Source organism: Patescibacteria group bacterium, assembly GCA_004297735.1.
In the GTDB taxonomy this organism is placed as follows: Bacteria; Patescibacteriota; Saccharimonadia; order UBA4664; family SCTI01; genus SCTI01.
This window is the reverse complement of sequence record SCTI01000002.1, coordinates 118436-141228: the sequence shown is the minus strand read 5'-3', so window position 1 is coordinate 141228 and position 22793 is coordinate 118436. Positions and strand designations below refer to the sequence as shown.

Annotated in this window: 13 protein-coding genes, 1 rRNA gene and 1 pseudogene; 12 read left to right on the top strand and 3 right to left on the bottom strand. The window is 53.6% G+C overall.

Annotated features, from left to right (window positions below; genetic code table 11):
- Window positions 1-99: 99 nt before the first annotated feature.
- The 6 genes and pseudogenes from EPO04_02320 (at window position 100) to EPO04_02295 (ending at window position 8353) form a co-directional block, all read left to right on the top strand.
- Entirely contained in the window at window positions 100-468 is a 369-nt protein-coding gene (locus EPO04_02320; GenBank protein ID TAK88924.1) for a hypothetical protein, read from the top strand.
- Entirely contained in the window at window positions 465-1478 is a 1014-nt protein-coding gene (locus tag EPO04_02315; protein ID TAK88923.1) for a phenylalanine--tRNA ligase subunit alpha, read from the top strand. Before EPO04_02320 ends, EPO04_02315 begins: the two co-directional genes overlap by 4 nt.
- Window positions 1478-3808: a phenylalanine--tRNA ligase subunit beta gene (locus tag EPO04_02310; protein ID TAK88922.1), complete on the top strand. Its 2331-nt coding sequence runs from the start codon at window positions 1478-1480 to the stop codon at window positions 3806-3808. Before EPO04_02315 ends, EPO04_02310 begins: the two co-directional genes overlap by 1 nt.
- Before the next feature lie 107 nt (window positions 3809-3915).
- On the top strand, window positions 3916-5406 hold the full coding sequence (locus tag EPO04_02305) for a hypothetical protein (GenBank protein TAK88921.1): 1491 nt from the start codon (window positions 3916-3918) through the stop codon (window positions 5404-5406).
- A 78-nt stretch (window positions 5407-5484) separates the two neighbouring features.
- On the top strand, window positions 5485-5907 hold the full coding sequence (locus tag EPO04_02300; protein ID TAK88920.1) for a hypothetical protein: 423 nt from the start codon (window positions 5485-5487) through the stop codon (window positions 5905-5907).
- 28 nt (window positions 5908-5935) lie between these two features.
- Window positions 5936-8353 (top strand): annotated as a pseudogene (locus EPO04_02295) (DUF87 domain-containing protein).
- Window positions 8354-9795: 1442 nt separating this feature from the next.
- Here the strand turns inward: EPO04_02295 and EPO04_02290 are convergent.
- Together EPO04_02290 and EPO04_02285 are read right to left on the bottom strand one after the other, a co-directional pair.
- Window positions 9796-10341: a hypothetical protein gene (locus EPO04_02290; protein ID TAK88919.1), complete on the bottom strand. Its 546-nt coding sequence runs from the start codon at window positions 10339-10341 to the stop codon at window positions 9796-9798.
- Entirely contained in the window at window positions 10341-11699 is a 1359-nt protein-coding gene (locus tag EPO04_02285) for a DUF11 domain-containing protein (protein ID TAK88918.1), read from the bottom strand. Before EPO04_02285 ends, EPO04_02290 begins: the two co-directional genes overlap by 1 nt.
- 346 nt (window positions 11700-12045) lie before the next feature.
- On the opposite strand from EPO04_02285, the gene EPO04_02280 reads away from it, so the two are divergent.
- From EPO04_02280 to EPO04_02255, 6 genes are all read left to right on the top strand, one after another.
- A complete protein-coding gene (locus tag EPO04_02280; protein TAK88917.1) occupies window positions 12046-14115 on the top strand; it encodes a type IIA DNA topoisomerase subunit B in 2070 nt (689 codons plus the stop codon).
- Window positions 14116-14216: 101 nt separating this feature from the next.
- The gene (gyrA, locus tag EPO04_02275) at window positions 14217-16742 is read left to right on the top strand and encodes a DNA gyrase subunit A (protein ID TAK89289.1); all 2526 of its coding nucleotides are present in this window, start codon (window positions 14217-14219) and stop codon (window positions 16740-16742) included.
- Window positions 16666-17601, top strand: coding sequence for a divergent PAP2 family protein (locus tag EPO04_02270; GenBank protein TAK88916.1), 936 nt, complete (start codon window positions 16666-16668; stop codon window positions 17599-17601). Before gyrA ends, EPO04_02270 begins: the two co-directional genes overlap by 77 nt.
- A gap of 46 nt (window positions 17602-17647) precedes the next feature.
- On the top strand, window positions 17648-19438 hold the full coding sequence (locus EPO04_02265) for a hypothetical protein (protein TAK88915.1): 1791 nt from the start codon (window positions 17648-17650) through the stop codon (window positions 19436-19438).
- Window positions 19439-19727: 289 nt separating this feature from the next.
- A 16S ribosomal RNA gene (locus EPO04_02260) occupies window positions 19728-21236 on the top strand.
- A gap of 727 nt (window positions 21237-21963) precedes the next feature.
- Complete coding sequence (locus tag EPO04_02255) at window positions 21964-22155, top strand: hypothetical protein (protein ID TAK88914.1); 192 nt, start codon at window positions 21964-21966, stop codon at window positions 22153-22155.
- Window positions 22156-22228: 73 nt separating this feature from the next.
- Here EPO04_02255 and EPO04_02250 read toward each other — a convergent pair whose 3' ends face one another.
- Window positions 22229-22789, bottom strand: coding sequence for a hypothetical protein (locus EPO04_02250; protein TAK88913.1), 561 nt, complete (start codon window positions 22787-22789; stop codon window positions 22229-22231).
- Between the last annotated feature and the right edge of the window lie 4 nt (window positions 22790-22793).

The following is a 22793-nucleotide window of genomic DNA, read 5'->3' as shown; positions in this document are numbered from 1 at the left end:
CCTCTTGGTTGTGGGGTGCTCTCACTTGCGGTCAGTTTAACATAATTGCTTACTGGTGGTCTTTTTGCCATAATTGGTATCAAAGATTGAGAGGTAAGCGTGGCCAAGGGCTACATTGGAACAGCATCGGTAACCGGAGCAGGCGCATTAGCTATCTGCGGCTTAGTTTTAATAGCGACCACTCCGGCAGCAATCGGACCTTTTGGGGTTACACTATGGTTTGTAGCGCTGCTAGTGGGCCTCGCTAGCTGGATTGCCGTGGCAGCTTTTGTGGCAGAGCGCAAACTGCGCCCCAAAGCTAGTAAAAACCAGTTAATTACCAACTCAGTCCGTCGTGGCTTACTGCTAGGTGGTTACGTGGTAGTTTTGCTGGGCTTGAGCAGTTTGCAGCAGCTCAGTATACGAGATGTTCTGTTGCTGGCGCTGTTTGTTATCTTGATTGAGTTTTACATGGTGGCAAAGCGATGAAAAAGCTTGATATTAAGGCAATTATTGCCGATGTAAAAAAAGCAACAAGCGCTCAAGAGCTTGAAGCTACTCGGGTAAAGTACCTCGGTAGACAAGGTGTTGTAACGCAAACATTACGCGAGGTTGGATCGCTCCCACTAGAGCAGCGCAAGCAGGCCGGCGCCGATGCTAATGAGGTGCGCCAGCAGATTGAGGCGGCGCTAAACGCGGCCAAGCAAGACCTTGAGCGCGCTCAGATTGACGCTGAGGCTAAGAACATTACCGTTGACGTGACCGCTCCGGTTGATAAGCCGAACGAGTGGGGTCATGCTCATCCGGTACTAAGCTTAATTGATGATGCAGTGAAAGTGTTTTGGCAGATGGGCTTTCAGGTGATTGATGGCCCAGAGATCGAAACCGAGTGGTACAACTTTGAGGCGCTCAACATTCCCGAGGGTCATCCGGCCCGCGACATGCAGGACACCTTTTATTTGGAGGGTGGGAACCTGCCGCGAACCCATACCTCTAACCTGCAAATCCGTTTTATGGAGGATAATAAACCCCCAATTAGAGTGGTGTCACCAGGTAAGGTTTATCGCAACGAGGATGAGGACGCTCGCCACGTCTGGATGTTCCACCAGATTGAGGGGTTGGTGGTTGATGAGGGAATCACCTTGGCCGATCTTAAGGGTACACTTATGGCCATGATGCAGGGACTGCTGGGCGAGAACACTCAGGTCCGCCTGCGCCCCAACTACTTCCCGTACGTGGAGCCGGGTGTCGAGATGGACGCGACCTGTGTTATTTGTGCTGGTAAGGGCTGTAAGACTTGTAGTGGCACCGGTTGGCTAGAGCTGGGTGGCGCCGGTATGGTTCACCCCCAAGTGCTGCGCAATGTTGGCATTGATGCAACCAAGTACAGCGGCTTTGCCTTTGGTTTTGGCCCGGAGCGAATTGCTGCCATTAAGCATGACGTGCCGGATGTGCGCGAGTTCTGGCGCCCAAACCTTAACTTCTTGGAGCATTTTTAATGAAGCTTTCAGCCGAGTGGGTTAACAAGTTTTTAACCAAGTCACTTAAAACGCAGGCCTTGGCTGACGCCATGGAACTAGCCGGTGTCGAGGTTGAAGCGGTGCTGCTAGCTAAGCCATTTGATGACAAGATTGTGGTCGGTAAGGTTGTAGATCTTGAGCCGCACCCGAACGCCAATAAGTTAAAGCTGGCGCAGGTTGATGTAGGAAAATCTACACTAAGCATTGTTTGTGGCGCTCCCAATATTCAAGAGGAGCAGCTGGTTCCGGTAGCCCAGGTCGGAGCGGTACTACCTGATGGGACCAAGATAGAGCAAGCGGTGCTGAGAGGGGTGCACTCACACGGCATGATTTGTAGTGAGTCTGAGCTGGGCCTGAGCTCCGACCACTCCGGCATCATGGTTTTGCCAGCAAACATCAAGATTAGTAGTAAAATTAACAACATTATTCAGCAACATGATGTGATTGATGTAAAAACCGCTGCTAATCGCTGGGACCTCAACAGTGTGATTGGTGTGGCGCGTGAGGTTGCCGCTCAAACCGACCAAAAATTGAAGCTGGAATACCCTGAACAATTAAAGAGTTCAACCACTAAGGGTGCCTCAATCGCCAAGACGGGGCTGGCCAACCGGTTTATGCTGGTTCGCCTTAAGGTTAAGACCGATAAGCGTTCACCGCAGTGGCTGGTGCAGCACCTCCAGGCGGCGGGTGTGCGCTCAATTAGCCCAATTGTTGATGCCACCAACTGCATCATGCTGGAGTACGGTCAGCCGCTGCATGCCTTTGATGCCAGCAAGGTCGAAGGTGACATTCAGGTTCGTTTGGCTAAGAAGGGCGAGACACTAACGACCCTTGATAGCACGGAGCGCAAGCTTGACTCAGCCGATATCGTGATCGCTGACACCAAAAAGGTGATTGGTATTGCCGGAGTGATGGGTGGAGGCAACTCTGAAATCGACGACAGTACCACCGAGATCCTGCTGGAGGCGGCCAGCTTCCATCCGGCCAGCTTGCGCAAGACCGCCATTCGCCACGGCCTAAGAACCGATGCCTCAGCTCGGTTTGAGCGTGGTATTCCAGTTGATTTGCAGCCGCGCGCTCTAAACGCTGCCGTTAAGCTCCTGAGTGAGCTGGTCGATGCCGAAGTGGTAGGTGAGCCAGTCGATATTATCGAACAGCAACCGACCCAAACCGTAGTCACAGCCAGCCCCGAGCGGATCAACTCGTTTCTGGGTCTTAACCTCAAGCCCAAGGAAGTCACCACCGAACTAGCTAAGCTGCTTTTTGGCGCAAAAGAAGGCACTAAAGGCGCGGTTAGCGTATCGGTACCATGGTGGCGGCCAGATGTAACCATGGAGGAGGATCTGGCCGAGGAGGTGATCAAGCTGGTCGGCTACGATAAGCTGCCGGCTACCATCCCGGCTTGGCGGCCCGCTAAAGCCAGCTTTGATAATCGCTGGAACCAGCTGTGGCAGGCTAAGGCGGTACTGCTATCTTTGGGCTTGTTTGAGGTGGTGACCTACTCGTTTATTAGCAAGGATGATATTGCGCGCCTGGGCTGGGATGCCAAGGACTTTTTAAAGCTGCAGAACCCGCTCAGTAGCGAGCAGGCCTACTTGCGCGAAACCCTGCTGCCAAGCCATCTCAACACCATGGCGCGCAATCGAACCTACGCTAAAAGTTACGGTATTTTTGAGATTTCAAAGGCCTACTTTAAGCAAGGTGAGGGTAAGCTGCCAACCGAGACCCAGGTGCTAGGTGTTATGACGGTTGGGCCGACTGGTGGCTACGCTAGCGTTAAGGCGGCGCTCGACCGTTTAGCGCGCGAGTTCAATGTTGCGGTTGTGGTTCGGCCAAAGGTTTACGATAAGCATATTGCGCATCCAACTCGGTCGGGCGAGGTCATGGTTAATGGCAAGTTGGCCGGTCTGATTGGTCAACTTCATCCGAGTCTAGTGCAGCAGTACAAGTTGAAGGGCGAGGTAGGCTACATGGAGCTCAGCTGGGATACGGTGGTAGCTCAGGCTCAAACCAAAACTTATCGGATGCAGAGTCGGTTTCAGAGCGTAGAGCGTGATGTGACGCTGCTGCTTGATCGTGATATTACCTGGCAGCAGGTCAAGGATGAGGTAGAGTCCGGGCTTAAGGATGCTCGCATTAGCTTTGTCGGCGACTACTATGGTAGTGACCTGCCGGCAGACAAAAAGTCGTTAACTCTGCGTATTCAGCTGGTGCGCGACGATCGCACCCTGACCGAAGCTGAGGTGGCGGCGGAGGTAGAGAACGTTCAGAATCGCTTAAAAAAGCGGTTTAACGCCCAACTGCGGTAGGGCCGAGCCGCCTTACTTCCGTAAAATCCCGGTAAAATCGCTCTGGCCAGCCCAAAGCGTAAGCGGTATAATACAAGGGATATTGGTGGAGCCAGATTCTGGAGTCGTTGCGTCGCAAAAACCCTGCGCCCCTGTTTGCTAACCCGGAGCCGAAGTCGGTACCGGGTCTTGAGGCCGCCTTTGGTCGGCCGCAGTCGAGGTGGATTCAGCTCGCATGGCTGGTTGGCGGGGCGCTCTTCTTTGTTGTCGTGGCGGCTCAACTAGCGCTCAGCTCCTGGTATGCTGGCAAGATTTATCCTGGCGTTAAGGTGGCCGGTCTCGAGGTCGGTGGTTTAACTCGGTCGCAGGCCCGCCAGGCTCTGGCGAACAAGGTAGACGGATACCGAGTCAATCTAGTGATTGCCGGCCAGCCATACAAACTTCCTCCGGCTGATGTTGGAGTGCAGTACGATCTTAATACCACTTTGGACGACGCTTTTTTGCAGGGCCGTGACCAGCCTTTAACTGCACTTGGTCTGGCTCAAACCTTTAATGGCCGTGACCTCAAGCTGGCTTTTGGCACCGATGCGGTGGTGCAAAAGGCTTTTATCGATAAGGTGGTGGTTGGCACCGGTCAGCCAGCCATCGATGCCGCTATTACCATTGAAAATGGCGTACCCAAAGTTCAGCCAGATAAGCCCGGTCAGTCGTTGTCGGCGGACCAGGTTGAGGCTGCCATTCAGCACCAGGCTCAGAATCTCGATGCCAAAACCGAGGTTCTGACGGCTCAAACCCAGCAAGCCCGAATCCGGTCCAATCATCTACAGCCAGCTATTGAGCAAACCAAGCAGCTGCTGGCGGTTCCGGTGGTTGTGACCTACCAGGGTCGACAGTTCCGGCCAACACCGGCCCAAATGAGCTCCTGGGTCACCTACGATAAGTCGGCTGCCGATCAGCCGCCGGGTCTGCTAGCCAAGCCCAACCGCGACGGTATTATTAGCTACCTGCAATCCCTATCCAAGCAGATCAATGTTGATCCGGTTAATCGTAAGGTAAGGGTGGAGAACGGCCAGTCGAGCGAGGAGCGCGCCGGCCAGGAGGGTACGCAGCTCGATCAAGATAGCCTGGCCAACCAGATTGCTGCTACTTTGGGCGCGCGCCAACCGCTAACGGTCGAGGCGCCAACTAAAAAGGTGGCCTTCCAGACCGAGTATAATCGCGTGGTTACGCTGGATTATGGACGTTACATCGAGATCAACTTGAGTCGCCAGCATCTGTGGGTGTATCAGGACAAGCAGGTTGTTTACGAGTCGCCGGTTACCAGTGGAGCGGCCGGGGCTGGTTACCCTACCGTAACCGGGCTGTTTTCGATTCAAGCCAAACAAACCAACCGTAATCTTAACGGCTACGCCATCGGCTATAACTACAACGTGTTTGTGCAGTACTGGATGCCATTTAGTGGCAACTATGGGCTGCACGATGCTAGTTGGCGCTCTAACTTTGGCGGCTCCGATTATTATTACGGTGGCTCACACGGCTGCGTCAACTTGCCGCTGGCAACCGCCGCCTTTTTGTACGGCTGGGCCGATGTTGGCACGCCGGTGTGGGTGCACAAGTAGGCGACCGTTTGCCGTCATCAAAATTGCGCTCCCCACAGATATACATAAGTGTTATACTGTAGCCAAGAGGATACTCCGATGCAACCGAATCAAAACCCCAATTTACCAACTCCGCCAAACCCCGAGCAGCCGGCTCCGGCCGCTAGCGAGGCTGCACCGCAGCCAATTGCGCCCGAACGCGCTCCGCAGGCGCCAACCGGTGGTCCAACCGACCCAGTAGCTCGCCCGGTCCTGCCGGATGTTAATGGTGCTACCAATGGCAACCAGGGAGGTCAGCCGTCAGCTCAACCCCCAGCCGGCCCGGCCACCCCTGTAGCTGGCGCGCCTGCTGTCGCGGGAGACGTCGACGTTATCGAAAAGGAGTGGGTTGATCAGGCCAACCGGATTGTAGAGCAGACCAAGCAAGATCCCTACACCGAGGAAGAGGCGGTTGAGGCGCTCCAGGCCGACTACCTCAAAAAGCGGTATGGTCACGAGGTTAAAAAGCCGGACTCGAAGTAGGTAAGGTGGAGGGTGATGTAGGTACAGCATGAACGGCGTTTATTTACTGCTGGTTATCTTTGTTATGTTCGCCCTAGTTCTGGGGGCAATTGCCTTTTTTGCTTACCGTCGTGTACTGCGCCGAGCCAAGGGGATTGAGCGGGGCCTCAAGATGGTGCCGCTGCTAATCCATTTGCCGCCGCCTCGTGACGAGGAGCAAACCAACCGTGATGCCAGGGACATGATGCGCGAGCGTATTTCGGAGTCTCAAACCCTATATGACTTGATTGCTGGCACCGCTAGGCAAGGCTTTAGCAGCAGCTTTTATGGCCAACGTCACATTGCTTTTGAAATCATTGCCTCTAACGGCTTGATTCACTACTTTGTGGCGGTTCCGGTGGCTTTAGTAAGTACCGTTGAGCAGGCCATCTTTACCGCTTACCCGGGTGCGAGAGTGGAGGAGGTTGAGGATCATAATATCTTCAGCCCTCAGGGTAAGCTGACCGGCACGGTAGGGGGTGAGTTGACTCTGCGCCATAAGTTTTCGTATCCAATTGCGCTTTACGACCAGATGGAGCGCGATCCAATGGAAGCGCTAGTTAACACGTTGTCAAAATTACAACTTGGTGATGGAGCGGCAATCCAGATCATGTTGCGACCGGCTAAACCCGGCTGGGTTAAGGCCTCAAAGAAGCTAGTTGCAAGTAAGCGTCATCAAAAAGATTCCACCGGACTTGGCTTTACACCTAAGGATTTAGCCATGGCAGCGGTTAAGGCCCCCGAGCAGCAGCATAAAGAGAAGGCTCAGTACGAGCTAAGCAAGCTCGAAGAGACCATGATGCAGGCGGTGGAAGAGAAGGTTCGTCACCCCGGATTCGAAATACTGGTACGCGTCTTGGTGTCGTCGCCAAGCTATGATCGTTCGCAGAGCCTGTTGCGGGGTATTACCACCGCATTTGCGCTGTTTGAGGCACCTGGAAGTAATGGCTTCCAGTTTTTAGAGGCGCGTGACATCCAGGGACTGGTAACCGCCTTTATCTTTCGCTTTTTCCCACCAGAGGTATCGAACAACATTCTAAGCTCTCCCGAGTTGGCCACCCTGTTCCATCTACCGGACTCACAGTTCAACTCCACTACTCAGGTGGAGCGGCAGCACTCAAAGCAAGTTGATGGCCCAGCTAATATGCCAAGCAAGGGTCTGTTGTTGGGTTATAACTTTTACCGCGGCACCAAAAAAGAGATACATCTCGACCTAGAGGATCGCCGCCGACACATGTACATTGTTGGTCAAACCGGTACCGGTAAGACCACCATTCTAGAAAACCTGATGGTCCAAGATATGTTGGCGGGCAATGGCTTTGCCTTTATTGACCCTCATGGTGATGCCGCCGAAAAGCTGATTAGTATGGTTCCAAAGGAGCGGGCCGAGGACATTGTCTACTTCAACCCGGCCGATCTTGAGCATCCGCTCGGGATCAACTTGTTTGAGTTCTCCAGCCCTGACCAAAAAGACTTTATCGTCAATGAAGCTATTAATATGTTGTACAAACTGTACGACCCAGGTCACACCGGGATCATGGGGCCGCGGTTTGAGCACTGGTTCCGCAACGCCGCTCTCACCTTAATGGCCGACCCGGATGGCGCCACCTTTATTGAGTTGCCAAAGGTGTTTACCGACACCACCTATTTAAAGAATAAGTTTAAGTATCTCAATGACCCAACCGTGATGGAGTTCTGGACTAAGGAGATGGGCCAGACTAGCGACTATCATAAGAGTGAGATGTTAGGCTGGTTTGTCAGTAAGTTTGGGGCTTTCCAGACCAACGAAATGATGCGCAATATTGTCGGCCAGACTCATTCTGCCTTTAACATCCGCGAGATCATGGACCAGCGTAAGATCCTGATAGTCAACTTAAGTAAGGGTCAGGTGGGGGAGATGAACTCCAAGCTCCTGGGTATGCTATTCGTAATGAAGATACAGCAGGCGGCGATGAGCCGAGCCGCCATCCCTGAGGCCGATCGTGTTGATTTCTCGCTATACGTTGATGAGTTTCAGAACTTTGCCACCGATAGCTTTGCAAGCATCCTGAGCGAAGCGCGTAAGTATCGACTCAATCTAATTGTGGCCAACCAGTTTATTGGCCAGCTAACCGACGAGATTCGCGAGGCGGTATTTGGTAACGTTGGCACCATGCTAAGCTACCGTACCGGGCCAGAGGATGCCGAGTTTTTGGTAAAGCAGTTCGAGCCGGTGTTTGATGTTCACGACCTGGTCAACCTGCCCAACTTTAACGCCGTTATGAGATTGATGGTGGGCGGATTGCCGTCGCAACCGTTTAGTATGACCGCGCTACCGCCACTGGGAGAGCCGCATGCTGAGATGCTGCTGGCGGTTAAGCAGTTAAGTGCCGCCAAGTTTGGCGTTCCGCGCGGTGTGGTGGAGGCCGATATCTTTGCCCGGCTCCAAAATCAGCCCCGGCCCAAGGCGGCAGCCACGCCCCAGCCAGCCCCTGCCACCCCAACAGCGCCTCAGGCCGCTCCAACGCCCGCTCCCCAAGCCGCCGTAGCACCGGTTCCTCCAGTTGCCCAGCCAACTCCATCTCCTACGCCGGCCCCAGCCCTGCCTAAGCTCGGGGATAGGGTTGATCCGGCTATGGCCGCTCCAACTTCAGCAGTCACATCAGCCCCACCACCTGAGCTACCGGTACCAACTCCAGTTGCTCAGCCGACCGCTCCCGCTCCTGTTCCGACTCCAGCACCGGATATTAAGTCGATCAACCCGGATTATGAGCAACAAAAGAATACTTCAAGTGGCGACAGCGCCTCCATTGCCGATGTGGTGGGGGTTGAGGCGGCCAAGCCGAAGCCGGTACCACAGCCGGTGCTGATAGAGGCCCACGAGACCGATGGTAAGACTAGCGCATCACAATCCGCCTCACCGCTTTTGATTGAAGCGGAGGAGCGTGACGGTGTTACTGATAGCCAGTCTCCAGTAGCTCAGATGCCAGCCCCAGCCCCAACTCCGGTAGCACAGCCAGCTCCAGTAGCTCCGGCTACCGCACCGGTCACTCCGGTTGCAGCACCGCCAGCGCCGCCGACACCACAACCCAAGCCTCAAGAAGTCGCGCCTCAACCTAAGCCACAGCCACCAAAGGCAGATGCGTCACAGTCGGCTAAAACCATGATCGCCACCCATCGCAGTCACAGGTTAGCTGATGGCGAACAGCCCTCAGATACAGAAGAGATCCGCAGTCACCATCAAAAGGGTTCTACGCCAAAGAGTGAGCGCCAGCATCAGCAACCGGCCGCTAAATCTCATCCAAAGCCAGCTCATGATCAACCTAAATCAACCGCTAAGCCGGCGCATAGCGATAAGCCACGGTCGCATGCTGATTCAAAGTCCAGTAAGCACGCCAACAAATCATCTCGCTATAAGGACGCGGCGGCCCCGGCTCGGTCTAAGCACGCCAATGCCAAGCTAGAGTCGCTTGCAACCGAGGAGCAGGCCGGCCAGACTCCGCGCATCGTACTGCCAACACCTCCTAGCCCGACTCCAGGTGATGTTGTGTCGCCAGCTCTAGCTGCAACGCCACCGCCACCACAATCAGATAAACCATCGGCTACCGACACTATTGCTTCAACCGTCAACCAGCAGCTCGAAAATATCGTTCACCCCGATCATCAGGCCGTAAAGGCCGGTCCGGTTGTGCCACCGGAGCCAGTCAAGATGAATCCAGCGCCGGAAGCCGCTTCAGCCCCAGTACCACCAGTAGCAGTACCAGCTCCTGATTCACCCAGTAAGCCGAAGTTGCAGCCAGGCGAGATCTACGTTGATGATGACGGTAATGTCATCCAGGGATAAGATCGAGCCATAGACCTGGCATCAGTAAAGCTTGAATCGTAATAAAACTAAGAGCTGCGGCGGCCGCGTAGTAGCCGTAAGCTAAACTCAGCCACCAGGCCAATAACGCCGCCAACCAACAGTCCGATCCAGATCTCGGAGCCCTTAAGCGTAAAGCCGTAGTAGCGGGCGTACAAATAAAGAGTGGTGCTAAAGATTAGTGCTCCGCCGGTAGCTCCGACCGTAACCGATGGGCGAGCAATGGTTGAGCCAACCACCTCGCTGGTCCGCTCGACCACAGGGGAGTGAATTACCTTACTAAAGGTCCGGCTAGCTGGCTTGAGGCGATGCTGCAGCGTAGTCATGGTGTGGCGGTAGTTGGCTTCGAGGCTAATCGGCTGAGCCTTGGGGCGGTCTTCTTGAATACTGGCACGCTCGGTCTGGGCGCTCTGCCGTTCGGCCTGCCGTAGTTTTTCGCGAGCGGCCTCAACGCCGTCTTCGGGCCCGGTAATGCGTTCGGCTGATCGCTCGAGGTTCTTGAGCCGCTCGGCGGCAGCTTGTTCGATCTCGGTTGAGTTAAGGTTCTGTTCGGCGGAATTATTAAGTCGTTCCATTATGAATGCCTCCTGTGGCGATGATGCAGGTTCTGCGGATCTTGGCCGGTAGCGTCACCCCGTAAGATCGCCGCCTCGGTAATGAGCTGACGGTTACGGGCGTAAAAGAACACCAGCATGGCCAGTACGATCATGACAATAAGCGAACTTTCACCTGGGCCGGTGGCTGGCAGGGTGGCAGCGGCTACCTCAACCTGCTTGGCTGGCGGGGTGGTGATGCCGGTACTAACAACGTTGCCGTAGACGTTGTCCATCTGGAGGTCGTACGACTGAGGGTCGGATGCGGCGGTTGGGCGCGCTGGTACTGGGTTTTTAACTCGGGCTACAAAGCTAACGCTGTAGGCGGCGCTGCCGGCAATGGTGGTTTTAGGCCACTGTAAAATACCGTCGGTTAAGGTGCCGCCGCGCAGCTCGGTGATATCGGCATACTCCAGGATGTCGCGTACATTTTCGGTGACAACGTAGTCCTTAGCGGCGCCGGTACCGGTGTTGGTGGTAACCAGGGTGTATTCGATGCTATCGCCGGCGTTGGCGGTGGCGCCGTGGGCGTTACGGGTTGAGCCATCGGCCGCCGAGGTTAGCTTGGCGGTTTTGGCTTGCTGGATGTTGGGGTTCTCCACGGGTGTAACCGGGGTAGGTGTCGGGGTTACGGGTGTTGGAGTAGGGGTGGGCGTGGGAGTGACCACGGTTGGGGTAACCGGCGTTGGCGCAGGTGCTGGTGTAGGGGTTTGAGTAAAGGTGGTCGGCTTGGGCTGAGGGACATTACTAAAGCTGGAGCCCTTTTGAATCTGGGTGATTGGTTTGGGTGTCAGGTCGGTTAGCACCAGGTTGCCACACTTAATCATGATGGCAAAGTAACGACCATCTACCGCCCTTTGGCCCTCTAGTACCTTATAGGTGACATCGCTACCCCAGCTGCTTAGCGGGCGGGCGTAGTAGGTGTGGCTGCCAATAACCACCTTTTTGTCTTGCTTGGAGTGGGGGTTGCGCCCAAACGATTTAAAGCTTTGATTGCTTGAGTTAAGTGTGCCATGGTGGGTGTTTGAGATATCGTTACGGGTGATACCGTAGTTATTAAATAGTGCCTGTAGCTCGCCGCTGCCGTCATAAATTGAAAGCAGTGTCTGTTGGGGGTGACTGGTGTTAATCCCGCCATTAATAATGTCGTTTGAGGATGCCGCGGTGGCCGCATCCGGTGGCGCTATGATCGTAGCAACCTGTACACCCATCAGCAATATAGCCAGGACCACAGATAGCTGGCGGGTGACTTGCTCTTTGCGCAAGCGCCGCCAATAGTAAGTTAGCCGCCCGGTGGCAGCAGGGTGAAGACTGAGGTTAGCAACAATACTTTTAAACATCACACCGGTTTCTCATAATCTATTAAACCATTTTGCTTATGGTTAAGGCAACCAATTCAGCCTTTTATTAAAGACTCCGCAACTGGCTCCTTCACTCACTACTACGTTCGTTTCGGAGGCAGTTGCTGCGTCCTTAGTCTCTATTCTAGGCGCAGTTGGTGCCTCCGAAACGAGCGTAGTAGCGAATGCAGGAGCCACCAACGGAGCCGCCCAAGATAAGCCAACACCTTCTCGAAGAGGTGGAGTTGCCCCCAGGAGCCAAAACGGTTATACTGAATAAGAAGCAGGTGAGGTGGCGAAAACGCCTTTCTTTTTGATTTACGTCGTAGGAGTTTATTAGGTTTACATGGCAAAAGAGCAGAAGCAGTACGGTGCCGATCAGATTCAGGTTCTCGAAGGTCTTGATCCAGTCCGTAAGCGACCCGGTATGTATATTGGTGGCACCGGCCCGGCCGGACTTCACCACTTAATTTGGGAAATCATCAACAACTCAATCGACGAAGCCATGGCCGGCTACGGCGACACGGTTGAGGTAACCATGTTGGCCGACGGCGGTGTTAGCGTTAAGGACTACGGCCGTGGTATCCCGGTTGACACTCAAAAGACCACCGGCAAGAGCGGCCTCGAGACCGTTCTGACCGTGCTGCACGCTGGTGGTAAGTTTGGTGGCGAAAATTCCGGCTACAAGGTTTCTGGTGGTCTGCACGGTGTGGGTGTCAGCGTGGCAAACGCGCTTTCAACCAAGCTGATTGCCGAGGTTCGCCTTAACGGCAAGCTGTATCGTCAGGAATATGAGGTAGGTAAGCCTTTGGCGCCGGTTAAGGTGGTTGGCACTTCAACCGATACCGGTACCACCATTACGTTCTGGCCAGATGGCAGCATCTTTGAAACCACCGAGTTTAATTATCAGACCGTTCTCGATTACTTGCGTCACCAAGCCTATCTAACCAAGGGTATTCATTTAAAGGCCCACAACGAAGCCACCGGTGAGCGTTACGGCTACTACTTTGAGGGCGGGATTCGCAGTTACGTAGAGCATCTTAATAAAGACAAAACCGTGCTCAACCAGCCGCCATTTTACGTGGAAAAGCAGGTGGGTGAGGTTACGGTTGAGCTGGCAATTCAGTACACCGAAGGCTTTACCGATAACGTTAAGACCTTTGCCAACAACATCCCAACTCCTGGTGGCGGATCGCACCAAGAGGGCTTCCGCCGGGCATTAACCCGGGTGGTTAATGAGTATGCCCGTAAGAACGGTTTGCTTAAAGAAAAAGAAGATAGCCTGACCGGTGAGGACATTCGCGAAGGCATTACCGCCGTTATTAGCGTAAAATTGCCGGATCCGCAGTTTGAGGGCCAGACCAAAGATAAGCTGGGTTCACCCGAGGTCCGCGGTGTGGTTGAGCAGGTGATGAGCGAGTGGTTCAACTACTACATGGAAGAAAACCCCAATGAGGGTAAGAAGATTGTGGGCAAGGCGACTCTTAGCGCCCGCGCTCGACTGGCCGCCCGGGCCGCCCGCGACACCGTTATGCGTAAGGGTGCGCTCGACAGCATCTCGATGGCCGACAAGCTGGCCGACTGTCGTACCAAGGATCGCATGCGCAGTGAGCTGTTTATTGTTGAGGGCGACTCGGCCGGCGGCTCAGCCAAGAACGGTCGTGACTCGGAGTTCCAGGCGATTTTGCCGCTCCGTGGTAAAATTCTCAACGTTGAGCGCGCTCGTCTCGATAAGATGCTTAGTAATAATGAGATCAAGAACTTAATTGTCGCCATGGGCACCAGCATTGGTGACCAGTTCGACATAAGTAAGCTGCGGTATGGACGTATCGTGATTATGACCGATGCCGATGTTGATGGCGCTCATATTTCAACCCTGCTGTTGACCTTTTTCTTCCGTAATATGCCGGAAGTTATTCAAAGAGGACACCTCTTTATCGCTAAACCGCCTCTACACCTAGTACAGCTTGGCCGCAAAAAGCACTACGTCTTTAGCGACGAGGAGCGAGAGGAGCTGGTTGACCAGCTACTTGAGGCTAAGCGTAGTGGCAAGATCAAGGACGAGCCAAAACCCGCTCCGGCCGAGGATGAAGCCGATGAGCCAGGAGCCGATATTGTTCCGGGTGCCACCGCTCCAGAGGCTGAAGAGGAAGAGCCAGAAATGATTGATGCCATTGGCGCCAAAATCAAAGAGCTCGGTGCAACCAGCTCTCGCTACAAGGGTTTGGGCGAGATGAATGCCGATCAGCTGTGGGAGACCACTATGGACCCGGCCAACCGGGTGCTCATGAAGGTTAGTATTACCGACGCCGAAAAAGCCGATGCCATCTTTAATAAGTTGATGGGCGAAGAGGTGTTGTTGCGCAAGAACTTCATTCAAACTCACGCCAAAGATGTTGTTAACCTGGATATTTAAAGATGAACCCCGAAGAAAACCAGTCACCAATTGAAGAAACCCCCGAAGAAGTTACTCCAGAAGAGGTTACCGCTGAGTCTGTCGATCAAGCCAACGCGCTTATGGAGATTGAGCGCGACTCCACCGCCGGCACCCTAGAGGCTACCTCAATTGAAGACGTCATGGAGAATCGTTACCTCGATTACGCCATGAGCGTGATTGTGTCGCGCGCGCTGCCCGATGTCCGCGATGGATTAAAGCCGGTTCATCGCCGCATTCTGTATTCAATGAACAACACCGGTCTGCGCCCGTCGGCTCGCTACCGTAAGAGTGCCAACGTGGTTGGTGATGTAATGGGTAAGTACCACCCTCATGGCGATAGCGCCATTTACGACGCCATGGTGCGTTTGGCTCAGGAGTTCAGCTCGCGCTACCCATTGGTAGACGGCCAGGGTAACTACGGCTCAATTGACGGCGATCCACCGGCCGCCATGCGTTATACCGAGGCTCGCATGACTCGCATTGCCGCCGAGATGCTGTTTGATATCGAAAAAGAGACGGTTGATTTCCGCCCTAACTACGATGGCAACGAAAAAGAGCCGGTAGTGCTCCCGGCTAAGATTCCAAACCTGTTGCTGAACGGCCAGATGGGTATTGCGGTTGGTATGGCTACCAACATTCCGCCGCATAATCTGTCTGAGCTTGCCGACGGCATTGCTCATTTGATCGACAATCCCGAGGCTACCGTTGACGACCTAATGCAGTACATTAAGGGTCCGGACTTTCCAACCGGTGGCGTTATTTACGGTACCGCCGCAATTCGTCAGGCCTACGGAACCGGCAAGGGCTCGATCGTGGTCCGAGCGGTGGCCGAGGTTGAGGAGGATAAAAAGGGTAACCAGCAGATTGTAATTACCGAGATCCCATACGCGGTTAATAAATCATCATTAGTAGCCAAGATTGCTGAACTCCACAAGGACAAGCGGGTGGTAGGGATTGCCGATCTACGCGATGAGTCCAACCGCAAGGGTATTCGGGTGGTGATTGAGCTTAAAAAGGACAGCTATCCTAAAAAGATTCTTAACCAGCTATATAAGCTGACACCAATGCAGACCTCATTCCATGTGAATATGTTGGCGTTGGTTGACGGAATTCAGCCGCGTGTCATGACGCTTGAGATGATGCTGCGTGAGTTTGTAAAACACCGCCAGCAAGTGGTTCGACGTCGCACCGAGTTTGAGCTGCGTAAGGCCAAAGACGAGGCCCACATCTTAGAGGGACTCAAGATCGCCCTCGACCACATTGATGAGGTAATCGCCACCATCCGCGCTAGCAAAAACCGCGAAGAGGCCGGCAAGAACCTGGTTAAGAAGTTCAAACTTACCACCATTCAAGCTAAAGCTATCATCTCGATGCAGCTTGGTCGTTTAACCGGCCTTGAGCGCCAAGAGATTGAAGATCGCTTAGCCTTCTTGCGCGACCTAATTGCTAAACTCGAAGCCATCTTGGCCGACGAAAAAGAGATTCTGCGCATTATTAAAGAAGAGCTAAGTGAACTCAAAGAAAAGTTTGGCGACAAGCGCCGAACCCAGATTATCGACCAAGAGCTAGGCAAGTTTAGCGAAGAGGAGCTGGTGCCAAACGAGCAGGTTATCATCACCTTAACGCAGGGTAACTACATTAAGCGAATCCCGGCCAACACCTATCGCAGCCAGGGCCGTGGCGGCAAGGGCATCATGGGTATGACCACCAAAGAAGAGGATGTGGTTGAACACCTAGTTCTTACCTATAACCACGATATGGTGCTGTTCTTCACCAACAAGGGTCGCGTCTTCCGACTGAAGGGCTATGAGATTCCAGCTGCTAGCCGCACCGCCAAAGGCCAGGCGATCGTCAACCTGTTACAGCTGGGTCCAGACGAAAAGGTGACCTCACTCAACACCTTTAACAAGGATACCGCCGGCAAGTACTTGTTTATGGCAACTTTGCACGGAACCGTCAAAAAGACGCCCTTAACCGACTATGCCAACGTCCGCGCTAACGGCTTGATTGCCATTAAGCTCGATGCCGGCGACGAGCTGCGCTGGGTCAAGCAGACCAGCGGCAGCGACGAGATTGTGATGTCGACCGCCTTGGCTCAGGCTATACGCTTTAAAGAGACCGATGCCCGACCGATGGGCCGAGCTACACGCGGCGTACGCGGTATCCGTTTGCGCAGCGGCGACAGTGTGGTAGGTATGGACGTGGTTCAGCCCGGCATGCAGCTGCTGGTGGTAATGGAGAACGGCTACGGTAAGCGAACCAAGGTTGATCAGTTCACCACGCACGCTCGCGGTGGGGTTGGTATTCGCGCCGGGGTGGTTAGCGATAAGACCGGCAAGACTCTGGATGTGCGAGCGATTCAAAGCGACAAAGATGATATGGTGATTGTTTCAACCCAAGGACAGGTTATTCGAATGGCCCTTAAGGACGTATCGCTGATTGGCCGATCAACACAGGGCGTTCGCATAATGCGCCTCAAAGAAGGCGACAAGGTGGCCTCAATCGCCTTGATCAGCGAGGTTCAACTGGATGCCGATGCGGTTGGCAGCACCGATTCCGACGGGGCAACACTGCCCGCCAAGGAGAACGGCGATGAACCTGTATAACCCCTACATAGTCATCCCGCTACTGGTTTGGATGATTACGCAGGTGCTCAAGTTTTTAGTAGCCGCCGGGCAGGGGCGCATCGATTTTCGTTACCTTTATGCCTCCGGTGGTATGCCCAGCGTACATTCAGCCGTGGTCAGCTCGCTGGCTTTTACCGCCTTTTTGATTGATGGACCGCAGTCAGCCATCTTTGGGCTTTCGGCCATCTTCGCTGCCATCGTGATGTACGACTCTTTTGGCGTGAGGCGCTCTACCGGCGAACAAGCGGCAGCCATTAACGCCATTCTCGACGGATTGAACGAAGGGAATGTGCCGGTTAAGCACCCACCGCACAAGCTGCGCGAAATCCTGGGGCATAAGCCGCTCGAAGTAATGGCCGGAGCGATTATTGGATTGCTGTTTGCCGCGTTGTTTAACGCCAATCAGCTAGGTGGAGTCGTTGATTTTGTTACAACACCAGTTGGCCAAATGGTTGAGTATGCCGTACTGCTGGTGTCGACCGTATTCGTGGTGGCGGCCTTTGTGGCCCGCTTTTATGTGATTCGCCGGTATCGTCGGGTTCCGGCTATTGTTCAGGCAATTCATCTAGGATTCTGGGCAGCCTTGGTTTTTGCAGCTATTGGTTTTGGGCTGGTCTTCTTAATCTCGCAAAACATTGCCGGAGCCAACTGGTTGTTGTGGCCAAGCTTGCTGCTAATCGTCTCGCTGGCAACCTTTGCTTTACTGGCATACAGCTATGGCCCACACGTTCCTTTGCAGCTAGCCGAACTTAGCGACAAGGACAGTAAGGATATCTGGTTTGAGGGGCCAAATAAAAAGCGGCGCGCCGCTAAGGCCCGCGCCAAAAAACGCCGTTAAAATATCACTTACAGCATAAGCGTTTTTATCGTATAATGGCCTTAATATGGTCAAAAAGCATCCTAAAAAGAAGCGCGCCGCTAAGCTAATCCGCAGCCGGAGGTTTAGCGCTGTAGTTGCAATGCTGCTAATTGTCTTGTCGGCCGGCCTGGGCTATCTGTGGCTGCGAGGATCATTTGCCTACAATAACCCCACCGGAATGATCGTGAGGATGTATGACGTATCGGGCGGTCAAAAAAAAGCTCCACCTTCAAGTGGTACCTATATTTATGTAAGCATTTTTGAAGATAGTGGACGCGGAGTAACCGGTGGGTGGATGCCTTTTGACGGTAATGGCAATGGGCAGCTCGGCGGTTTTGGTTGTATTGACTACTGTACGAAGTTCAACGTTTTCTTTAACCAGTTTACCAATCTTCCAGCTGGTATGGAGGTGGCTCCGAATAGTCCGATCAAGTCCAATATTCCGGTAAGCATAACCGCCGGCGTCACCAATAATCTAGAGTTTTACGTTCGCTATCCTGATGCTGACAATGATAATGTGTCAGACAAAGATGATCGCTGTCCAACTCAGTCGGGGCCGTCCAGTAACGGCGGCTGCCCTGTACCAGCACCAGCTGCCGCAGCACCAAAACCAGCTTCAGCACCGGCGGCCAAGCCCAAGGTCGCCTCGAGCTCAGCGGCTCGCTCCAGCGCTCCCGCCGCCGCCCCGGCTGCTTCGACCCCGGCTGCGAGCCAAACTGATTCAACTCCACCGAATCCACCAACCGATCTAAAAATCACCTCGCCTTCATCTGGCATGGTGGCTTTAAGTTGGACCGCCGCAACCGATAATATAGGGGTATCACGTTACAGCGTTGAGCGCTCTACCGATAAGACCGCCTGGGACATGCTTAACGACAACGTTACCGACACAACCTATACCGACACTGGCGCCGATTACTCTAAGACCTACTACTACCGAGTTATTGCCTACGATGCCGCCATCAACGCCAGCGCGAGCGTTGACGGCGAGATTGCGACCGGTCAGTTCCAGCCTAACGCCAAGACCGACGAGGAAACCACTATTTCAAGCGAAAACGCTGCCGTGGCGGTGGTTATCCCGGCTGGAGCCCTCGAAGAGGAGGCCGACTGTCGCATTATTGAAGACAAAGAGATTGAGGTGGCTCTGCCAAAGGGGACCGAGGCCAAATCTTCACCCTATAAGCTGATCTGTAAAAAGTCCAACGGTGACACCATCGAAACCTTTAAGCAGCCGGTTAAGTACACCATTAATGTAGACAAGGACGCTATGGGTCAGCTTAAGCCGGTGCTGTATGGCTACAAGGACAATCAGTGGCAAAAGAGCGATACTGCCTACAACCAAGATGCCGGTGGCTTTAGCTTTGAGTCCGACACCGCTCAAACCATACTGGTAGCCGGCGTTAAGCAAAGCAACTTGCTGCCGATGATAATCAGCCTAGTAGTGGTACTGCTACTGCTAATTGCGGGTGGTATTTGGTTCATTCGCCGCCGCAGCCAATCGAGTGGCTATGACGCCTCAAGTTATATGACGGCTGGTGTTACTCCCGAGGCGGCCGCGCCAGTGTCGGCAACCCCAACCAGTAATCCAACCAATAATCCGGCCGCCGCATCGGCCGTTCAGCCCCCAGCAAACGACCCGCAGGCCTATCAGCCGCCAGGGCAGCACCACATTGAGGTCGCAAATACCGAGCTAAAAGCTCCATTCGAAGATGGTGCGGTGGCACCAACCATTATTCCGCACCACAGTCCGCTTGATCGTCTCGATGAGCAGCAGTCGTCTGCCGGCTCACCAGATCAGAACCAACCCCAGTCTTAAACCACGTCTTACCTGTTGACACAATTGCAACACTCCAGTAGAATTGGGCTTAACGTCTTGAAAGTGTGAAGCTCACTTAGATAGCGGCCCAAGGGTCGGCTATTTTTTGTCTGCCAAAGCGTGCACGCGCTTTGGGTGGCACCAGCTCCATACGCCTGACGCTGCAAGTTGAAATCTAAAGTAGTGCAGTGTAAACGAAAACCATCAGTTCACTTTTGAGAATAACCAAAGTTAACAACAGTTAGCAGCGGGTTCAAACAACCAGATACTCTTCGGAGTATCAACTATTTGGAGAGTTTGATCCTGGCTCAGGATGAACGCTGGCGGCGTGCCTAATACATGCAAGTCGAACGGACTCTTAATGAAATCAATCTCTATCCTTTTAGGGCTTGGTTTCACTAAGAGTTAGTGGCGGACGGGTGAGTAACACGTTAGTACCTGCCCCAAAGTGAGGAATAACTGCCCGAAAGGGTAGCTAATACCACATGTGATCATTTATGATTAAAGCCTTCGGGCGCTTTGGGAGGGGCTTGCGCAGCATTAGCTAGTTGGTAGGGTAATGGCCTACCAAGGCGACGATGCTTAGCTGGTTCGAGAGGATGACCAGCCACACTGGGACTGAGATACGGCCCAGACTCCTACGGGAGGCAGCAGTAAGGAATCTTCCGCAATGGACGAAAGTCTGACGGAGCAACGCCGCGTGCAGGATGACGGCCTTCGGGTTGTAAACTGCTTTTCTGAAGGAAGATTATGACGGTACTTCAGGAATAAGGACCGGCTAACTACGTGCCAGCAGCCGCGGTAATACGTAGGGTCCAAGCGTTATCCGGAATTACTGGGCGTAAAGCGTACGTAGGCGGGTGTTTAAGTGCAATGCGAAATCCTGTGGCTCAACCATATGGACTGTATTGCATACTGGATACCTAGAGGAGTGCAGAGGCAAGTGGAATTACCGGTGTAGCAGTGAAATGCGTAGAGATCGGTAGGAACACCAATGGCGAAGGCAGCTTGCTGGGCACCACCTGACGCTAAGGTACGAAAGCGTGGGGAGCGAACAGGATTAGATACCCTGGTAGTCCACGCCGTAAACGATGCATATTATTAGTATGGAGTATCGACCCTCTGTGCTAAGTAGCTAACGCGTTAAATATGCCGCCTGGGGAGTACGAGCGCAAGCTTAAAACTCAAAGGAATTGACGGGGCTCGGCACAAGCAGTGGATCATGTGGTTTAATTCGACGATACGCGAAGAACCTTATCCGAGGCTTGACATCCCAATCGCATCCTATCGAAAGACTGGAGTCAGTTCGGCTGGATTGGTGACAGGTGCTGCATGGCCGTCGTCAGCTCGTGTCGTGAGATGTTGGGTTAAGTCCCGCAACGAGCGCAACCCTTGTCGTATGTTGTATGTTTCATACGAGACCGCCCGGGCCAACCGGGAGGAAGGTGGGGATGACGTCAGGTCAGCATGGCCCTTATGCCTCGGGCTACACACGTGATACAATGGCCGGTACAACGGGTCGCCAACCCGCGAGGGGGAGCTAATCCCAAAAAACCGGTCCCAGTTCGGATTGCAGGCTGCAACTCGCCTGCATGAAGTTGGAATTGCTAGTAAACGCGGGTCAGCACACCGCGTTGAATACGTTCCCCGAGCTTGTACACACCGCCCGTCACACCACGAAAGTTGGGAGTGCCCGACGTGCCTACTTTGCTAGGCCCTAAGGCAAATCCAGTAATTGGGGTGAAGTCGTAACAAGGTATCCGTACCGGAAGGTGCGGATGGATCACCTCCTTTCTAGGGAGAATGACATGGCAACATGTTCCGTAGGCATGACCTACGGCCAGACCGATGTTAATTGAGCTGTCGCAAGACGTGCTCTTGATATCGGCTGCGATACTTCTAGGTCGATCTCTCTTTATGAGAGACCTCGCTGACTAGATCAGCACAACGATGGGTGAACTGTATGGCCCTTACACTGCACTACTTTGATTTCAACGCTGAAACCACCCCAAGGGTGGTTTTTTGTTGCTTTGGCTCCTGGCTTATGGTTAAATTCTACCCAGCATAAGCAAATTCTCACCCTGGGAGGTGCTGTGCCAAACCTGAGTACGACCGACATTGTCCTCGTTTGCGCCGGAATCGTGATAGCCTCTGCCTTGATTGCGGCAGTGTTTGGCTTCATCGGAGCTCATTTTGCTTCACGGGCGATCGAGCGCGATCACGCCGACGGCTACTAGATCGGAGGTAGGTGATGGGTAGAGTAGTAAAGCTGGGGTTGATGGCTGTAGCGGCCTACTTCATCGCTCCTCTCATCGCATACTCAATTCACGATCGCATCAGGCCGCGCCAGTACAACGTCGTTCCCTACCGGGAGGAGAGCAGGTCATGACGCACAAGAAGCGCAAGCTGGCCGCCGCCGTGGCCGCCTTGTTCGGGGCCATTGGCCTGGTTGCGGTGATCGGTTCAAAGGGGTCTGATGAGCTTCTCTGGGTCGACATCGAGGAAGACGGGGCGGGGTGGCGCCCATGATCATCCTTGGTCGTCTGACCGGTGCCATCTGGGGGCACCCCTGGAGGATGATTGGCCTCATCGGGGCCGGGGCTCTCGGCCTAGTAGCGGCTCTCGCTGCTGCTACCGACACCTGCAACACCAACCGTGATCATGGCTACGCAATCGTGTCTCTTCACGGTTATGACGGCTCGATAAACGGAGAGTAGTTACTCCGAGTGAGTCGCCGCCATCTAAGCCACAGAGAGCGCTTCGACACCCCGGTCGAGGCGCTCAAGTCATTTAAACTGCAATAAGTCGGCCGGGCAAGAACTTATAACTTATAGAGTCTGCGGCATTAGCAAACTTGGTAGCCTTGATAATTTCCAGCCCCTTATCTTCAAATGGCTTAAAGCTCTCGGGAAGGATATTAATCAGCTCATCCGATTGTAGTGCTACAGGGTAGAGCTGAGATTGAATCTTGCCAAGGCGAAGTAGGTACCACGCTGCAATAAATAATGAACAAGGGTACTTTTTAGCCCTAATGTAGTCATTGATCTGAGTCTTCAATTGCGTGTCGTTAACGAGCGAAAGCACCTCGTCGCATACAGGTATCAGTTGGCTCTCTCGAAACAATAAATCAGGTTTAAAGCCCTGTGTCTCAAGCCATTCAGAGAACTTGCTATAGTCGAATGATGGATCGGGGAAGGAGTAGTCATCAACCAGAACCACCAGAGAACTACTCTTACCCGCATTTTCTAGCTCCTGAGTAACCCCGCTCAAAACCTGGAGCGATACTTGATGCTCCTCAGCAATCTGTTGATTCGTGTATATGTGAGCGTACTCAACCGATACTTTAGTCATGGGG

Excerpts from the sequence above, each read along its gene's own strand:
- EPO04_02280 (TAK88917.1), top strand. The coding sequence starts at position 12,046 with ATGGCAAAAGAGCAGAAGCAGTACGGTGCCGATCAGATTCAGGTTCTC.
- EPO04_02265 (TAK88915.1), top strand. The coding sequence starts at position 17,648 with ATGGTCAAAAAGCATCCTAAAAAGAAGCGCGCCGCTAAGCTAATCCGC.
- EPO04_02310 (TAK88922.1), top strand. The coding sequence starts at position 1,478 with ATGAAGCTTTCAGCCGAGTGGGTTAACAAGTTTTTAACCAAGTCACTT.
- EPO04_02250 (TAK88913.1), bottom strand. The coding sequence starts at position 22,789 with ATGACTAAAGTATCGGTTGAGTACGCTCACATATACACGAATCAACAG.
- EPO04_02315 (TAK88923.1), top strand. The coding sequence starts at position 465 with ATGAAAAAGCTTGATATTAAGGCAATTATTGCCGATGTAAAAAAAGCA.
- EPO04_02300 (TAK88920.1), top strand. The coding sequence starts at position 5,485 with ATGCAACCGAATCAAAACCCCAATTTACCAACTCCGCCAAACCCCGAG.
- EPO04_02255 (TAK88914.1), top strand. The coding sequence starts at position 21,964 with ATGATCATCCTTGGTCGTCTGACCGGTGCCATCTGGGGGCACCCCTGG.
- EPO04_02290 (TAK88919.1), bottom strand. The coding sequence starts at position 10,341 with ATGGAACGACTTAATAATTCCGCCGAACAGAACCTTAACTCAACCGAG.
- gyrA (TAK89289.1), top strand. The coding sequence starts at position 14,217 with ATGGAGATTGAGCGCGACTCCACCGCCGGCACCCTAGAGGCTACCTCA.
- EPO04_02285 (TAK88918.1), bottom strand. The coding sequence starts at position 11,699 with ATGTTTAAAAGTATTGTTGCTAACCTCAGTCTTCACCCTGCTGCCACC.
- EPO04_02270 (TAK88916.1), top strand. The coding sequence starts at position 16,666 with ATGCCGATGCGGTTGGCAGCACCGATTCCGACGGGGCAACACTGCCCG.